Raw genomic sequence first — 15944 nt, 5'->3', positions numbered from 1 at the left:
TATGACAGCAGATGACAACAACAAGAGGAATGGCGTGGGCCCACTGAAGGGGCTACGCGTCATTGAACTCGGATCTACAGTTGCCGGGCCGTTTTGCACAAGATTGATGGCCGACTTCGGCGCGGATGTAATCAAGGTGGAACAGCCAGAAGGCGATGCGGTGCGCTCCATGGGGACGCGCCGCGACGGGCAGTCGCTCTACGGGGCATCTATCTTCCGCAATAAGCGGCTTGTATCCATCAACATGCGACAGGAAGAAGGGCGAAAACTCGTTCGTCGCCTGTGTCTGGGCGCGGATATTGTCGTCGAGAATTTTCGTCCCGGCACGTTGGAGCGCTGGGGCCTTGGGTATGGTGATCTCAAAGAAGACAATCCTGGTCTGATTCTCGTGCGGATCAGTGGCTTCGGCCAGTCCGGCCCCTATAGTAATCGGAGCGGTTATGGCGTAGTTGGCGAGGCTGTTAGCGGTCTTCGGGAGATTACCGGAGACTCCGACCGTCCTCCGCCCCGGGTTGCCACATCTCTCACCGATTATATTACCGGTCTCTATGGCGCCTTCGGCGCGATGATGGCCGTGGTGGAGCGCCATAACACGGGCGTTGGTCAGGTAGTGGATGCGGCTCTTTATGAGTCAGCCTTCAGCTTTATGGAGCCGCATGTTCCGGCGTTTCAGCAGCTCGGCAAGGTGGCAGAGCGGGCCGGATCGAGGCTTCCCGGCAATACGCCGAACTCAATATATCCCACGCAGGACAATCGCTTCGTCGTGATCGCGGCAGCATCCGATCCGGTTTTCTATCGGCTGGCCGATGTTATCGGAAAACCGGAACTGGCCGAAGATCCAAAGTTCAAGTCAGCCGTTGCGCGGGCTGAAAATGAAGATGCGTGCGACCGCCTTGTTGGCGACTGGACGCGGACAAAATCGGTTGAGCAAATAGAAGAAGAGCTTCTGGCAGCCAATGTTCCGGCAGCGCGCATCTACAAGATGGATGATATTTTTGACGATCCGCACTTTCAAGCGCGTGACATGCTTGTCGATGTGGCGGATCCGAAACTCGGCAATGTAACGGTTGCCGGGGTAGTGCCAAAGCTGTCGGGAACACCGGGTGCGTTATGGCGTGCGGGGGCACAGTGCGGTGAGGACACATATGATGTGTTGCACGGTGAACTTAACCTCTCCCATGGCGAGATAGAACAGCTGGAAAAGAACGCGACCGTAAAAGGCGCGGCAGCATCAATCGGCTCGGAAAACAAACAAGAAGAAAATTCAGTTGGAGTGAGTAAATGAGTGAGGATGCAATCCCGGAAACCCTCGACGAACGCCTGAAGCTCCTGCGCGAGCGCGAAGAGGCGGCGCGTCAGATGGGTGGCAGGGAAAAGATCGCGCGACGTGAGGCATCGGGAGTTATGAACGCCCGGAGCCGGATAGATAAGCTCCTTGATCCCGGAACTTTTTCGGAAAACGGACTCCTGGGCGTTTCCACCGTCTTTGAAGAAGACAGGAATAGAACGCCTGCGGACGGCAAGGTTGCCGGGTTCGGCTTGATAGACGACCGGATGGTCGGTGTGGTCTCCAACGATTTCACCGTCAAGGGCGCCTCGTCCAGCATGACCAATATGAAGAAGATCGGCCATATCAAGCGCACGGCGACCGACCGCGGCTTTCCGCTGGTCTTCCTTGGCGAATCTTCCGGTGCCCGGATGCCGGATAATATGGGATCCGAAGGCATGGGCACGATGCTCGGCAATGATCCGCACCAGTATGCGCGGGAGCGAGAGACGCCATGGGTGTCGGCGGTTCTGGGGCAGTGCTTTGGTTCGTCTGCGTGGTACTCTTGTCTTTCTGATTTTACGGTTATGCGTAAAGGAGCGATTTTTGCTGTCGCCAGCCCGGCGCTGGCCTCTCTCGCCATCGGGCAGACGGTTGAACCGGAAGATTTGGGTGGTTGGAAACTCCATAGTGAAGTTACCGGCATGGTCGATCGTGTCGTCGAAACGGATGAAGAAGCGGTGGCTGAAATTCGGAAGTTTCTATCCTACATGCCCTCTCACAATGGCGAAACGCCGCCTCTCGCACCGGTGCCGGAAGGGAGCGATGAGGAGGCGGAGAAGATTACAAAGATTCTGCCGGACAGCCGCAAGCGTGGCTATGATGTGCGCAAGATCATTAACTGTATCGTCGATCTTGAAAGCTTTTTCGAGTTCAAGCCGCGCTTTGGACGGACGGCTGTTACCGGTTTGGCCCGTCTGGATGGGGGCGTCGTCGGTGTGGTGGCGAACAATCCGATGGCAAAGGCCGGTGCGCTGGATGTCGACGGATGCGAGAAGGTCACGCGCTTTCTGGTGATGTGTGATTCCTTCAATATCCCAATCGTCATGCTGGTCGATACGCCGGGGTTCGTGATCGGTATTGAGGGGGAGAAAAAGAAAGCGCCAGGAAAGATCATGAACTTCATGACGGCACTTCAAATGTGCACGGTTCCAAAACTTTCAGTGATCATGCGTAAGAGCTATGGGCAGGCATATCTCAATATGGGGGGCGGCCGGAACTCCGATTCCGTTGCCGTCTGGCCGACAGCTGAAGTCAGTTTCATGGACCCGCAATACGCAACCGAAGTTGTCACTTGGGGACGCGATGTCGGTGAAGACGAGAAACAGAGTATCCGGGACGAAATGGAGCGGAACAGCACTTATCTCGGCCTCGCCCAGATTTTTGCGGCACAAAGCGTCATCGCCCCGCAGGATACACGCAGATACCTCATTGAGGAACTCAAGATTCAGCAGTTAAGAAAAAGTCGCGGTATTGGCCGCCATAAACTGGCCAACTGGCCGACAACCTTTTGAACACCGCAAATTGGAGAGATTTGTATGACTATCACGAATGTTGCTTCCGAGGTAATTGGCTCGGTCTGGAAAGTGGAGATGAAAGTGGGCGACGCGGTGAAAACCGGCGACACCATCATGATTCTGGAATCAATGAAAATGGAAATCCCGGTTGAAGCGCCGGTTGACGGCACGCTTGCCGAGTTGAAAGTGCAACCCGAAGAATCGGTGGATGAGGACCAGGTGCTATGCACGATCGAGAGTTGAAATCTGATAATAGCAGCGCCGGTGAGGGCAAGGACGCCGGAAGTGCCATCAATGAGGAACTCCATTTCCGCCGAGTTTCCGCCCTTGAAATGGGCGGGCCCGCGGCGATTGAGCGACAACATGCCAACGGCCGACTGACGGTTCGCGAACGATTTGCGAAGCTCATTGACGAGGAAAGCCTTCGCGAGATTGGAACCCTCGGCGGTTCCGGTGAATATGACGAGAACAACAAGTTGATGCGGGTAACTCCGGCACCCTATGTGGCCGGCATGGCGCGCGTCAACGGTCGCCCTGTTGCCTTAGGCGGTGAGGACTTTACCGTGCGCGGCGGAACCACCTTTGGTGCCGCGCGGCGCAAGGGCGGGCAGGGTGGCTTTATTGAAGATCTTGCCCATTACTATAAAATTCCTCTGGTCAACCTCATTGACGGGGCCGGGGGAACGGTGACTTCGGCCAAGAAGCGCGGCTATGTTGCGTTTCCGGGCGTTCACGGCTTTGAACGTTCGGTTCAGCTTCTTGGGGAGGTCCCTGTCGTCTCCGCTGTGTTGGGAACTGCGGCCGGGGGGCCGGCGGGACGCGCAATTCTATCGCATTTTTCGATCATGGTGCGCGGAACGAGCCAGGTGTTCGCGGCGGGTCCGCCCGTTGTGAAAAGATCCCTGGGGCGCGATATCACCAAGGAGGAACTTGGCGGTGCGGCGGTGGCCGTTGACAAGGCGGGGACAATTCATAACGCGGTTGACTCAGAGGAAGAAGCATTTGAGCAGATTCGCCGCTTCCTCAGTTTCATGCCACAGAATGTATGGGAGCTGCCACCTGTTATGACGTGCAATGATCCGGTGGACCGGTGCGAACAGGCGTTGCGCGATATCGTTCCCGAAAAGCGCACTCAGCCTTATAGCATGCATGATCTCATCGAACTTGTTGTTGATAAAGGCTCGGTTTTTGAAATCCAGCCGACCAATGGGAAGTCAGTTATCACCTCTCTGGCGCGACTTGATGGTCGTCCGGTTGGGATCATCGCGAATAATCCGAAATTCTATTCCGGTGCGATGGATGCCGCCTCGGCCCATAAGCAGATACGGTTTATGGAGCTGTGCGATACATTTCACATTCCGCTGGTCTTTCTTGTAGATGTGCCCGGCTTCATGGTGGGGCTAAAGGCGGAACAGGAAGCAACCTTGCGTGAGGGAATGCGGGCAGTTTATGTGGCCGGTCAGTTGACCGTGCCAACGCTCACAGTGGTCATCCGGAAATGTTACGGTATGGCGGGAATGGCCACCTGCAACAAGAATGATATCGATCTGAAAATAAGCTGGCCGACGGGGGAATGGGGTTCCCTGCCTGTGGAAGGCGGTGTTGCCGCCGCATTCCGACGTGACATCGAGAGTGCCGACGACCCCAAAGCCAGGGAAAAAGAACTGGAAGCGGAATTGAGGGCTTATGCCTCGCCGTTTCGGACAGCAGAAGCGTTTGCGGTCGAGGAAATTATCGACCCGAGTGAAACCCGCCCGATCCTTTGTGAATTTATTGCGCTCGCAGAAGGTCGCCTCAGGGCCAATCTTGGTCCGAAAGGAAAGGCGGGCGTATCACCCTGACGGGTGCCATGCCGGTGACGGTGGAAACGAAATTACCGAAAGCGGATTAATTCTTCTAACAGGGAAGGAAATAACAATGAAAATACGTAACAGTTTCGCGGCCATCTGCGCCGTCTTTATGGTAGCCGGAGGCGCACAAGCCGCCGACCGGATTGCCTTTGGTACAACGGCGCTTAAATCAGTTCATTACACATATGCAGCTTCGGCGGCCAAAGCGATTAACGAGAAGTCAGGCGATGCCGTCGATATTACCGTTATCTCCACCGGTGGTGCCGTCGATAATCTCAAGCGGATCGGACAGGGCCAGATTAACATGGGCCTTGGAACATACGCCACGATCTATCAGGCCTATAAGGGTATCGGGAAGTTTGACGGTAATGCCATGCCGAAACTGCGTGGCCTCTGGGTTCATGCGCCGGCGCTTCAGGCATGGGTTGTGCGTGAGGATTCCGGTATCAAGTCCATCTCTGATCTGGCGGGCAAGGAGTTCACGCCCGGTCAGCGCGGTTCTGCAACGGAGCAGTTGGCGATCCAGATGCTGGAGGCTGTTGATGTGAAACCGGAACTCTACCGGGCCAGTCTGGCGGATGCCGTGGCGGCGGTGAAGGACAACCGCTCGAACGGCTATGTGAAGGCGGGTGGCACAGCGGTTCTTGACGGGACGACCCTTGAGCTGATGGCCTTCACGCCCATCCGTCTTCTCGGATTTACGGATGATGAAGTCACCAAGGTGAAGGAAAAATTCCCCTTCATCAATTTCCAAAAATACAAAAACAATGAAGTCGAGAATTTCCCGGCCTTTACATCACCTGTCCAGGTTATTGGCCAGTTCGCCCTGTCGGACAGCATGACGGACGAGCAGGTGATCGCCATCCTTGAAGGCGTTGTCGATAATCCCGGACCGCAGGTCGCGGCGTTTCCGTCGTTCGGCAAACTGGATGTGATGCAGGATTCTCTGAACCTGATTACCATTCCCCTTCACAGTGGCGCGGTGAAATTTTATCGCTCTCGTGGGCTGGATGTGCCCGAACGCCTTGTCCCGCCGGAAATGAAGTAAGAAAGCGGAAGCTGTAGATACCAGTCCGGCGCGTCACAGGCGCGCCGGGCTTCTTCATAACGCCAGATGAACGGCGGATATGACAGGCGCATATTCATCCAATAATCAGCTTAAAAAGTACGGCAGGGATAAGGCAAATGAGCGTGGGAGACGTACTAAAAGACGAAGACGAGGAACGTGGGCTTGACGCATTACCCCGGCTTTACCGCCCTGTAATGTGGACTTTATGCATGATCCTCATCGTATTTCAGCTCTATACTGCGGGCTTCGGGCAACTGCCGCCACTGTCGCAGCGGGCTGTTCATGTCGGGCTGGGTCTCGCCATTGTTTTTCTGGGTTTCGTCCGATATTACAGTTCGTCCGGTGCGCGCGTTAATTTTGCTTGCGCGATAGACATAATTTTTGCCGTTCTGGCAATTATCACGACTGTCTATATTCTGACCCAGGAAGCCAGAATTACAGAATCCTTCATTCTCACCGTCAAGCCGGTTGAGCTTGTCCTCGGCTCAATCCTGACAATACTCCTGCTCATCGCCGCATGGCGAACCACCGGACCGGCGCTTCCCGTTCTCGCGATCGTCATGCTGCTCTATACATTGTTCGGGCAGTATATCCCGGGGACATGGGGGCATCCGGGTTTTGACTTTGTCTATCTGATAGAGCATCTGTATCTTGGCACCGAGGGGATATGGGGAACGGTTACGGGCCTTTCCGCCAACCTCATTGCCATATTCATCATTTTTGGCGCTTTTCTCATGGCAACCGGCGCGGCGCAGACATTCATGGATATGGCACTGATCGCCGCCGGGCGGTTCCCGGGCGGCGCGGCCAAGGTCGCAACGGTGTCGAGTGCGCTTTTCGGTATGCTGAACGGAGCTGCCGTCGCCAATGTTGCCAGCACCGGCGCCTTCACCATTCCGGCAATGAAACGACTTGGATACAAGGCCCGCTTCGCCGGTGCGGTTGAAGCGACGGCCTCTTCCGGCGGACAGATTACACCTCCCATTATGGGGGCAGGGGCCTTCGTGATGGCGGAACTGCTCTCGGTTCCGTATCTTGATATTGTTTATGCCGCGATTATTCCGGCGTTTTTGTTTTATGCTTGTGTCTGGATGTCGATTGACGTTGAGGCCCGGCGTGAAAATATGCGTTCCTTTGATGAGAAGGATATCCCGACAAAAAAGGAAGTTCTAGCGCCGGGACGCGTTGGCCCGCTCGTTTTAACACTGGGCGTGCTGCTGACTAGCATGTTTTCCGGGAATACGCCTACTCTGGCGGCATTCTATGCAATCTGCACGAATGTCGGGTTGTATCTGCTGATCGGCCTGTTTGGCGGCAATGACCTAAAGGAGAGGATTGCAAATCTGCAAAAGGCCGTCGTCTCCGCCGCCTTTGGCATTACGGGCATTCTTGCCTTGCTGGTAACGGCGCAGATTGCTCTCTCCCTTATCGGGCTGACTGGCTCCGGTATCAAGCTGTCGGAAACAATCGTCAATATCGGGGACGGCCAGATTTTCATCGGCGTTTTGCTGTCTATGCTGGTTGCGCTGGTTCTTGGGATGGGGATGCCGACGACTGCAGCCTATCTTCTGGCGGCGGCTGTTGCCGCTCCCGCCCTTATCAGTCTGGACATTGACCCGCTGGTCGCGCATTTCGTTGTCTTTTATTCTGCCTTGCTGTCGGCCCTGACCCCGCCTGTTTGTACTGCAGTGTTCACGGCGGCGGTTATTGCGAAAACTGACTGGTGGTCTGTCTCCGTCGTTTCGATACGACTTGCCTTGATGAAGTATATGATGCCACTGTTCTTCGTGTTCAGGCCAGCAGTCTTGCTGGAAGCGAGCACCGTTGAAATCGTCTGGTCGCTTATTATGGGCCTTATTGCCTCCATGTTGATGGCAATAGGCGGCGGGCGGTTCTATCGTCAGCGGATATCCCTTCCTGTGGCTATCTTTCTGGTTGCTGTAGGGGCGGTTGTGGCGGCAAATCTGTGGTGGCTTGATGTGGTTGCGATACTTGTTCTGGCAACTGTTGTCATCACACAGAGGCGCGCTGTATGGTTAGACAAGAAAGCCCAGACAGAATAATATGGAATGGCTTCTATTCGGTCACAATAATCAGGGTCAGTTTCCTGAAAAAAGCAAAAATAAGTGAAAGAAGATTATGAAATCCGTTGAGAAATTGTTGATTGCCAATCGCGGCGAGATTGCCTGCCGTATCATCCGGAGCTGTCAGGAAATGGGAATTCCGACGGTCGCCGTTCATTCCGAAGCGGATAAGGAAGCGCTTCACGTCCGGATAGCGGATGAGGCGTATGAAATTGGCCCGGCTCCGGTGAGCGAGAGTTATCTCGATATCAAGGCGATCCTGAACGTCATGACGAAGAGCGGCGCAAATGCGGTTCATCCCGGATATGGCCTGCTCTCGGAAAATGCAGGATTTGCACGCGCGGTGCAGGACGCAGGGCATATCTGGATTGGCCCGGCGCCCGAAACGATTGACGCCATGGGTGATAAGGAGCGTGCGCGGGAACTCGCGATCAGTCTGGATGTCCCGGTCCTGCCGGGCAGCGGCCGGTTCCGTCCCGGTGATGACGGAGACCCATCGAAAATTGCGGAAACGATCGGATATCCGCTGCTGGTAAAGGCGGCGGCAGGCGGCGGCGGTATTGGGATGCGCGCGGTCAACTCTCCGGAAAAGCTGGCGGCGCAAATAGAGACGACGCAAAAGCTGGCCGAACGGACTTTTGGTGATTCTTCGATTTTTCTGGAAAGATATGTGGCCAATGCCCGTCATGTCGAAATACAGGTGTTCGGCTTTGGCAACGGGGAGGGGATTCATCTTTTTGATCGCGACTGCACCATTCAACGGCGGTTCCAGAAAATCATTGAAGAGGCACCTGCGCCCGCATTGCCGGAAGGGATTCGCGAGCGGATGCAGGAAGCGGCGCTGGTTCTGGTCCGGCATCAGTCGTATCTCGGCGCGGGAACAGTTGAATTTATCTATGATTGTGACCGGGAAGACTTCTACTTCCTCGAGATGAATACCCGCATTCAGGTTGAGCATGCCGTCACAGAGATGGTGACAGGTGCCGATCTGGTGCGCTGTCAGATCGAGGCGGCCACCGGCCAATACACCTCTGCCAGACAGGAGGATATCACGCTGTCCGGCCATGCAATCGAATGCCGTATCTATGCGGAGCGGCCAGAGAAAAAATTCATGCCCTCGCCGGGAACCCTTGAAGTTCTCAAATTTCCGCCAAATTCCGAAGGATTGCGGATTGATACCGGGGTCACGCAGGGGGACAAGATCACACCTTACTATGATCCGATGATCGCGAAAGTCATTGCCTCCGGCAAGGACCGAGCGGCCGCCATAGAAAGAATGCGCGAGGCCCTTATGGAGACCAGAATCGAGGGTCTTGGCAATAACCGTGAGTTCCTGCTTGAGGTTCTGTCGGACCCGGATTTCGAGAATGTCCGGATTACCACAAATTATATAGATAAGCTCTCCAAGTAGGAGGATTTCTCCCAATAACCTTGAGAGATTGACTTGGATCTTGGGCGGCGATTCGCGCCGGATGCCGCGCTATGTGCCTTTATCCTTAGCCTTCTGAGACAAGCCCGGACGTCGTTATTTATATATTACAATACCATAATGTTGGGAAAAAAGGGTTCTTGACAAAGCGCCTGTATTGTCCATATCTTCCCCTTAAGTATCCAGCAGGTTACTTATTCCTTCAGGGAGATATAATAATGAAACTCATCTTAACAACACTTGCCGCGCTGGCCCTGTTCGCCGTGCCAGCCAAGGCAGAAGACTATTCCTGGAAGCCTGAAAAGCCGGTTACAATTATTGTTCCATGGTCGGCGGGTGGCTCCACTGACAGCGTGACGCGCGTTCTCGCAGGCGAGCTTGAAGATGCACTCGGCCAGACAGTTGTGATCGTCAACCAGCCGGGCGCTGCGGGGTCGGTCGGCACGACCAATGCCTGGCAAGCGGAGCATGACGGCCTGACATGGGCAGCGGGCGCTGCGATTGACGCGGGTGCCTATCAGGTTCTCGGCATGCTCGACGTTCCGGCAACGGACTGGCAGATGTATTTGCATATCGCCAATGTTGCGGTCGTTGGCGCTAACCCGGACGCGGGGTACAATGATTTCGGTGATGTGCTCGCCGCGATGAAGAACGATCCCGACAGCGTGACGGTGGCAACGGCCGGTGTTACTTCCGGTGGCCATAATGCGATGGAATCGATCGCCCAGACGGCCGGCGGTAAATACCGGCATGTCAGCTACGATGGCGGCAAGCCGGCCGTTCTCTCGACTGTATCCGGCGAAACCAAAGTCACGACGCAGCTAGCTTCCGAGCAGGCCGAAATGATCCGTGCGGGCCGTCTGAAGCCACTTGCTGTGCTGGCAGACAAACCGCTGGTTATTGAAGGCTACGGCGAAATTCCGTCGATCAAGCAGTGGATTCCAGACATCAAAACGGCCAACAACTATTTTGGCATCTGGACCCCGAAGGACGTTCCGGCGAATGTTATTGAAACCATGAACGCCATTTGGGCAGACAAAATTGCCAATTCTCAGGCACTGGCAGAATATGCAGCCAACCGGGGTGCGATCCTCGATCCGTCCTCAGGTGAGGCGGCTCAGGAAGCGATCAAGCCGGCGCTGACCCAGAACGTCTTCCTGCTGTTTGACGGTGGCAAGACGGAGAATGATCCGACAAAATACGGTTTCACGCGCCCATAACGCTAGAACCTGCCACAGCGCCCTTGACGCACAACGCGTCAAGGGTACGCCATCTTTTGCCCGATTACTGCTGTCGGGACAGGGATCAGGAAAGTTAATTCATGGACGGCTTGATTTCATTTGCCAACTCTGTGGCCGCGATTCTTACGAGTTGGTCTGCCATTGATGTGGTCTGGGCGACGTTGCTCGGCATTGTCGTTGGCATGTTGCCGGGGCTGACTGCGACGCTTGGCGTTGCGCTCCTCACCACCCTGACATTCAAGATGGAAGCCGATCAGGCAATCCTGATCCTGATCTGTATGTATGTCGGCGCGATTTACGGAGGTAGCCGGAGCGCCATCCTGCTCAACATTCCGGGAACACCGGCAAATGCGGCAACGGCGCTGGACGGTTTCCCGCTCGCCCGGGCCGGTAAGGCGGGCACCGCCATGGCCATCGCAACGACCGGCTCTGTTTTCGGGGGCATGGTGGGCATGGTCGCCCTTGCCGTTATTGCGCCGATCCTCGCAGAATTTGCCTTGTCATTCGGCGCTTTTGAATTTTTCTGGCTCGCGGTTTTCGGCGTCCTCATTTCCGGTCAATTAACCTCGCTTGATGACCCGATCAAGGGCTGGATCGCGGGCTTTCTGGGCTTGTTTATCGCAACAATCGGCCAGGAAGGCATTTATGCGGTCCCGCGATTTTCCTATGGATCGACGGATCTTTCTGGCGGCATTGGGTTGCTGCCCGCGATGGTCGGCGCGTTCGGCCTTGCGGAAATCCTCACCGTTATGCGCCACGAAGCCTATGAAGCGGTGCGGGCTAAAACCGACAGCATTTGGAGCGGTATCCGAGAATCATATAAGTATAAATTCACTGCGCTCCGCTCCGGCCTCATCGGTACCCTGATGGGCTTGATCCCGGGTGTCGGGGAGGATATGGGGTCATGGGCCTCCTACGCTGCGGCGCGGCAATCATCCAAGAACAAGGAAGAATTCGGTAAAGGATCTGTCGAAGGATTGTTGGCGGCAGAAACCGGGAACAATGCCGCCGTCCCCGGCGCCCTTATTCCGGTATTGACGCTGGCAGTTCCGGGTTCCGCGCCGGCGGCTGTCCTGCTTGCGGCGATGATTATCCACGGAATACGCCCCGGCCCGCTGATCATGATTGAATCACCAGGGTTTGTTTACTCTGTTGTTGCCATGGTTTTCCTTGCAACCATCGCCATGGGGATTTTCGGACTGCTCCTGACGAGGCCATTGGTGCTTGTCCTGAAAGTGACGCGGGAACGCTTGATGCCGATTATCTTCGTTCTGTGTACGGTCGGCGCCTTTGCGATTGCGAGCCGGACATTCGATGTCTGGGTAATGCTGTTCTTCGGCGTTTTCGGCTTCATCCTGCGCGAGCTTAAGTATCCGATGGCGCCGCTTATTCTCGGGATTGTGCTCGGGGATATTCTGGACAAGAGCCTGCGGCGGGGATTGGTCCTGTCTGATGGGGACCTGACCCAATTTTTCAACCGGCCGGTCAGCATGGTGCTGTGGATTTCGGCCCTTCTGTTTATCTTGCTGACAATGCCATCGATCCGGCAGTTCGTCGGTCGTATTTTCAAGCGGAAAATAGAAGGGGGTGCTCCATGAGTTCACCTTCCATGAACAAGGCTGATTTCATTTCATCGATTGTCCTGACGCTCTTTGGTGTCGGGGTCTTGGTCGAAAGCCTTCGCTTGCCCCGACTTGAGAACCTGAATGTCAACGCCTATACCGTGCCGGGTATTGTTCCCGGGTTCCTCGGGCTGTTCCTGACGCTTGCGGGTTTGTTTATCTTGATCCGTTCGATAAAACGTGGCGGTTATAAAATGAGCCTGAATAAAGAACAGGCAGTTGGCTGGCTGGGCTCTGCCATGGTAAAGCGAACGGCCATAACCATCGCCATTACATTAGCATATGCAATCCTGCTGTTTCCACATGTGCCGTTCTGGCTTGCGACGCCGATATTTATTTTCGTCTTCGTCGTCGCAACGGAAGCGATGAAATATGGCAGGCTACCCGCTCCGGTGAGATTGCTGACAGCGCTCGTGCTCGCCGTCGTCGCCGGCCTCGTCATCAATTATGTTTTTCAGGACTTGTTTTTCGTCCGTCTGCCGGGAGGCTGATACAGAATGTTACTAAGCCTGTGCAATGAAGTATTGCGGGACTATCCGTTTCCGGACCAATGCAGGATTGCCGCTGCCTTGGGATATAAGGGGCTGGAGGTTGCGCCCTTTACGATCTCCGATGATCCGTTTTCCATTACTGACGCCGATGCGGCCGAACATCGTCGGATTGCCGCAGATCATGGAATCGAGATCACCGGTCTGCATTGGCTCCTGGTGGCGCCGGCGGGATTGTCGCTGACAACTGATGACAAGGAACTGAGAGGGAAGACCCTCTCTTTGTTGCAGCATTTGATAGAGTTATGCGCAGGGATGGGCGGCTCGGTTCTGGTCCATGGATCCCCTAAACAGCGGTTGCTTTCACAGGCAGAAACACCGGAAGCGGCGCAGGAGAATGCGACAGAGTGCCTTGAACGGATTGCCAGCTGGGCAAGGGCCGCAGGCGTCACCTATTGCCTTGAGCCCTTAAGCCGGAACCAGACGGATTTCGTCAACACGGTGGATGAGGCGGCCGTGATTGTCGATTCGATTGATTCTTCCGCCTTCAAGACGATGATTGATACGGCATCGGCGGGTCTGACCGAGGAGCAACCCATTGATGCGCTTATTCGTCAGTGGCTGCCAACCGGTCGGGTTGCCCATATTCAGGTCAATGACACGAACCAGCGGGCACCGGGGCAAGGGGAGAATAAATTCACACCGATCTTTCAGGCCCTGAAAGATGTTGGCTATAACGGAATCGTCGCTGTGGAACCGTTTGTGTATGAACCCGATGGTGTAACGACGGCGGCCGTCGCCGCCGGATATATTCACGGGATATTGGAGAATCTGAAATGAGTGCGCCGAAACTGCGCGTTATCAACAGCCGGGTTGTTGTCCGAAACGCTTTCACCCGTCTTCCGTTTCGCTTCGGCGTTGTGACGATGGAGGCCGCGCCGGTTGGCATCCTGCAGGTCGAGATTGAATTTGAAAATGGCGCGCGGGCGACAGGCGTGGCCAGTGATTTCCTTGCCTATAAATGGTTTGACAAATCGCCGGAGAAAACGCCAGCGGATAACGTGGCCGACCTGCTTCAGGCGATGCGCGATGCCCGCGCCGTTTATGCTGGGGCGGGGTATGGCACGCCATTTGATCTGTGGTTCTCTACCCGTGAAGAGATTGAGGCGAAATCGCTTGCCCGTGGCTTTAACCGGCTCGGTGCTTCTTTCGCAAGCTCGATGATGGAGCGCGCTGTTATTGATGCGATCGGGCGGCGGACGGGCCAGACATTCGATCAGATGGTGCGCGATAACTCTCTCGGGATCGACCCGGCGGCCTTGCTGCCGGAAGTGAGTTACGCCGATGTTCTTGGTGCGCTTCCGAAACAACCGCTTGAGCAGATCGCGCTACGGCATACTGTCGGGCTGGTCGATCCTATCTCCGCCGCCGACAAGGAGGCGGATGCGCCAAATGACGGCTTTCCGGTGACGCTGGAAGAATATCTTGCCGTCGATAAGGTTGATTATCTGAAGGTGAAGGTCGGTGGGCAGATCGAAGAGGATATTGACAGGCTAAGCCAGATTGCAGCGGTAGTTGCGGCGACTGGCCGCCCGATCGAGATGACCTTCGACGGGAACGAGCAATATAAAAATCTTGAAGATTTCGTTGCGCTGGTGGAAAGGATCAAGTCGACGCCCGCGCTCAAAGATCTCTGGGATTCAGTCCTCTTTATCGAACAGCCGCTGCACCGGGATGTGGCGATGGCCTCGGCGCTCCCCGTTGAAGCGATGGCCGCCATCGGCAAGCCGTTGCTTATTGATGAGGCAGATGGCTGGGCCGAGGCGTTCTTCGATGCCATCGCCCTTGGCTATGACGGCGTGAGCCACAAGAATTGTAAGGGCGTCTATCGGTCCCTGATCAACACGGGGCTCGCGGCGGTGCGAAATAATGCGATTGGCAGAAAGCAGTATTTCCTCTCGGCGGAGGATTTGACAAATCTGGCTGTGGTGCCATTGCAGGCTGATCTTGCCGTTGTTGCGACGTTGGGTATCCCGCATGTCGAGCGGAACGGCCATCATTATTTCAGTGGTCTTTCGCATCTGCCGGAGGCTGAACGCAACGCAGCGCTTGATCATCACGCGGGCTTGTATGTCAGTCACGGAGACACCGGCGCCCTCTGGATCAAGGAGGGATTCCTGGACGTACGGTCGCTGCAGGTGCCGGGTCTGGGGGTTCGTGATCATCCTGACCTAGATGACGGTATACCGGAAGAGGACTGGAGCTTTACGATGTTGGAGACAAAACCATGACAGTTATGCCCGAGCGATTTGAAAATGTGACAGAGCTTGAGGACTTCATGACCCGGCCTGTTCCCGGGCTGGCAGAAGATCTTGCCAAAGCTCCCGGGGCAATCACGATCCTCGGTATCGGCGGCAAGATGGGACCGTCGCTGGCGCGGATGGCGAAGCGGGTGGACCCGGATCGCAGAATAATCGGCGTGGCCCGCTTTTCTGACGAAACGGTTCGTCAGGACCTTGAGGATGCAGGCGTTGAAACCGTTGCCTGCGACTTGCTCGACGAAGCGGCCGTGCGGAAGTTGGAGGTAACGGAGAATGTGATCTTCATGGCGGGCATGAAGTTCGGCGCGAGCGGGAATGAACCGCTGACATGGGCGATGAACAGCCATGTCCCGGCACTGGTCGCCAGTCATTTCACGACCAGTCGCATCGTTGCTTTCTCCACTGCTTGCGTCTATCCGTTCGTGGATATTCGCCATCAGGGTGCGACCGAGGATGTCTTGCCGACGCCGCAGGGCGAGTATGCAAACTCCTGCGTCGGACGGGAGCGGATCTTCCAGTATTTTTCGGAAAAACATAATACACCCGGCCGGCTGTTCCGGCTTTCCTATGCCATCGATATGCGATATGGCGTGCTTCATGATGTAGCCCAGGCTGTGCTCAATGGGGAGCCGGTCTCCCTCGCCATGGGGCATGTGAATGTGATCTGGCAAGGGGATGCCAATGCCTGTGCCTTGCGGTGCCTCGCTCATGCCGAGACACCCATGACGCCGATCAATGTTTCAGGTCCGGAAGTAACGAGCATCCGCTCCGTTGCGGAACTGTTCGCCCGCAAATTCGATAAGCCTGCCCTGTTCGAGGGTGAGGAGGGCCAAACGGCCTGGTTGGTCAATACCAACGAGCAGCAGCATTTGTTCGGCTATCCCACTGTCCCGCTGGCCAAGCTGATTGACTGGACGGCGGACTGGGTCGCGCGCGGGCAAACAAGCCTTGGCAAGCCGACGCATTTCGAAGTCAGCGACGGGAACTACTGATCCG

The 15944-nt window shown here is 55.7% G+C and carries 13 protein-coding genes; all 13 read left to right on the top strand.

Annotated features, from left to right (window positions below):
• Window position 1 precedes the first annotated feature (1 nt).
• Window positions 2-1285: a CoA transferase gene (locus tag AACZ19_RS02800; protein WP_339630914.1), complete on the top strand. Its 1284-nt coding sequence runs from the start codon at window positions 2-4 to the stop codon at window positions 1283-1285.
• Window positions 1282-2841 (top strand): carboxyl transferase domain-containing protein, encoded by a 1560-nt coding sequence (locus tag AACZ19_RS02795; RefSeq protein WP_339630912.1) that lies wholly within the window; start codon window positions 1282-1284, stop codon window positions 2839-2841. Before AACZ19_RS02800 ends, AACZ19_RS02795 begins: the two co-directional genes overlap by 4 nt.
• Window positions 2842-2865: 24 nt before the next feature.
• Window positions 2866-3087 carry an acetyl-CoA carboxylase biotin carboxyl carrier protein subunit gene (locus AACZ19_RS02790; protein WP_162858404.1) on the top strand — a complete coding sequence of 74 codons (222 nt, stop codon included), beginning with the start codon at window positions 2866-2868 and terminating at the stop codon, window positions 3085-3087.
• Window positions 3084-4685 (top strand): carboxyl transferase domain-containing protein, encoded by a 1602-nt coding sequence (locus AACZ19_RS02785; RefSeq protein ID WP_339630911.1) that lies wholly within the window; start codon window positions 3084-3086, stop codon window positions 4683-4685. The genes AACZ19_RS02790 and AACZ19_RS02785 overlap by 4 nt, the downstream gene beginning before the upstream one ends.
• A gap of 76 nt (window positions 4686-4761) precedes the next feature.
• Complete coding sequence (locus AACZ19_RS02780) at window positions 4762-5742, top strand: TAXI family TRAP transporter solute-binding subunit (RefSeq protein ID WP_339630909.1); 981 nt, start codon at window positions 4762-4764, stop codon at window positions 5740-5742.
• A gap of 137 nt (window positions 5743-5879) precedes the next feature.
• Complete coding sequence (locus AACZ19_RS02775; protein WP_339630907.1) at window positions 5880-7826, top strand: TRAP transporter fused permease subunit; 1947 nt, start codon at window positions 5880-5882, stop codon at window positions 7824-7826.
• 76 nt (window positions 7827-7902) lie between these two features.
• On the top strand, window positions 7903-9258 hold the full coding sequence (locus AACZ19_RS02770; protein ID WP_339630905.1) for a biotin carboxylase N-terminal domain-containing protein: 1356 nt from the start codon (window positions 7903-7905) through the stop codon (window positions 9256-9258).
• A gap of 236 nt (window positions 9259-9494) precedes the next feature.
• Window positions 9495-10496: a tripartite tricarboxylate transporter substrate binding protein gene (locus AACZ19_RS02765; RefSeq protein WP_339630903.1), complete on the top strand. Its 1002-nt coding sequence runs from the start codon at window positions 9495-9497 to the stop codon at window positions 10494-10496.
• 101 nt (window positions 10497-10597) lie between these two features.
• Window positions 10598-12115, top strand: coding sequence for a tripartite tricarboxylate transporter permease (locus AACZ19_RS02760; protein ID WP_339630901.1), 1518 nt, complete (start codon window positions 10598-10600; stop codon window positions 12113-12115).
• Window positions 12112-12630 (top strand): tripartite tricarboxylate transporter TctB family protein, encoded by a 519-nt coding sequence (locus AACZ19_RS02755; protein WP_339630899.1) that lies wholly within the window; start codon window positions 12112-12114, stop codon window positions 12628-12630. Before AACZ19_RS02760 ends, AACZ19_RS02755 begins: the two co-directional genes overlap by 4 nt.
• Before the next feature lie 6 nt (window positions 12631-12636).
• Window positions 12637-13467, top strand: a complete 831-nt coding sequence (locus AACZ19_RS02750) for a sugar phosphate isomerase/epimerase family protein (protein ID WP_339630897.1) — start codon at window positions 12637-12639, stop codon at window positions 13465-13467.
• The gene (locus tag AACZ19_RS02745) at window positions 13464-14918 is read left to right on the top strand and encodes a hypothetical protein (protein ID WP_339630895.1); all 1455 of its coding nucleotides are present in this window, start codon (window positions 13464-13466) and stop codon (window positions 14916-14918) included. The genes AACZ19_RS02750 and AACZ19_RS02745 overlap by 4 nt, the downstream gene beginning before the upstream one ends.
• Complete coding sequence (locus AACZ19_RS02740) at window positions 14915-15940, top strand: NAD-dependent epimerase/dehydratase family protein (protein ID WP_339630893.1); 1026 nt, start codon at window positions 14915-14917, stop codon at window positions 15938-15940. The genes AACZ19_RS02745 and AACZ19_RS02740 overlap by 4 nt, the downstream gene beginning before the upstream one ends.
• The last annotated feature ends 4 nt before the right edge of the window (window positions 15941-15944 follow it).

The organism is uncultured Sneathiella sp. (assembly GCF_963973085.1).
In the GTDB taxonomy this organism is placed as follows: Bacteria; Pseudomonadota; Alphaproteobacteria; order Sneathiellales; family Sneathiellaceae; genus Sneathiella.
Note: the sequence above shows the minus strand (reverse complement) of the source record. Positions and strands in the feature narration are given on the sequence as shown.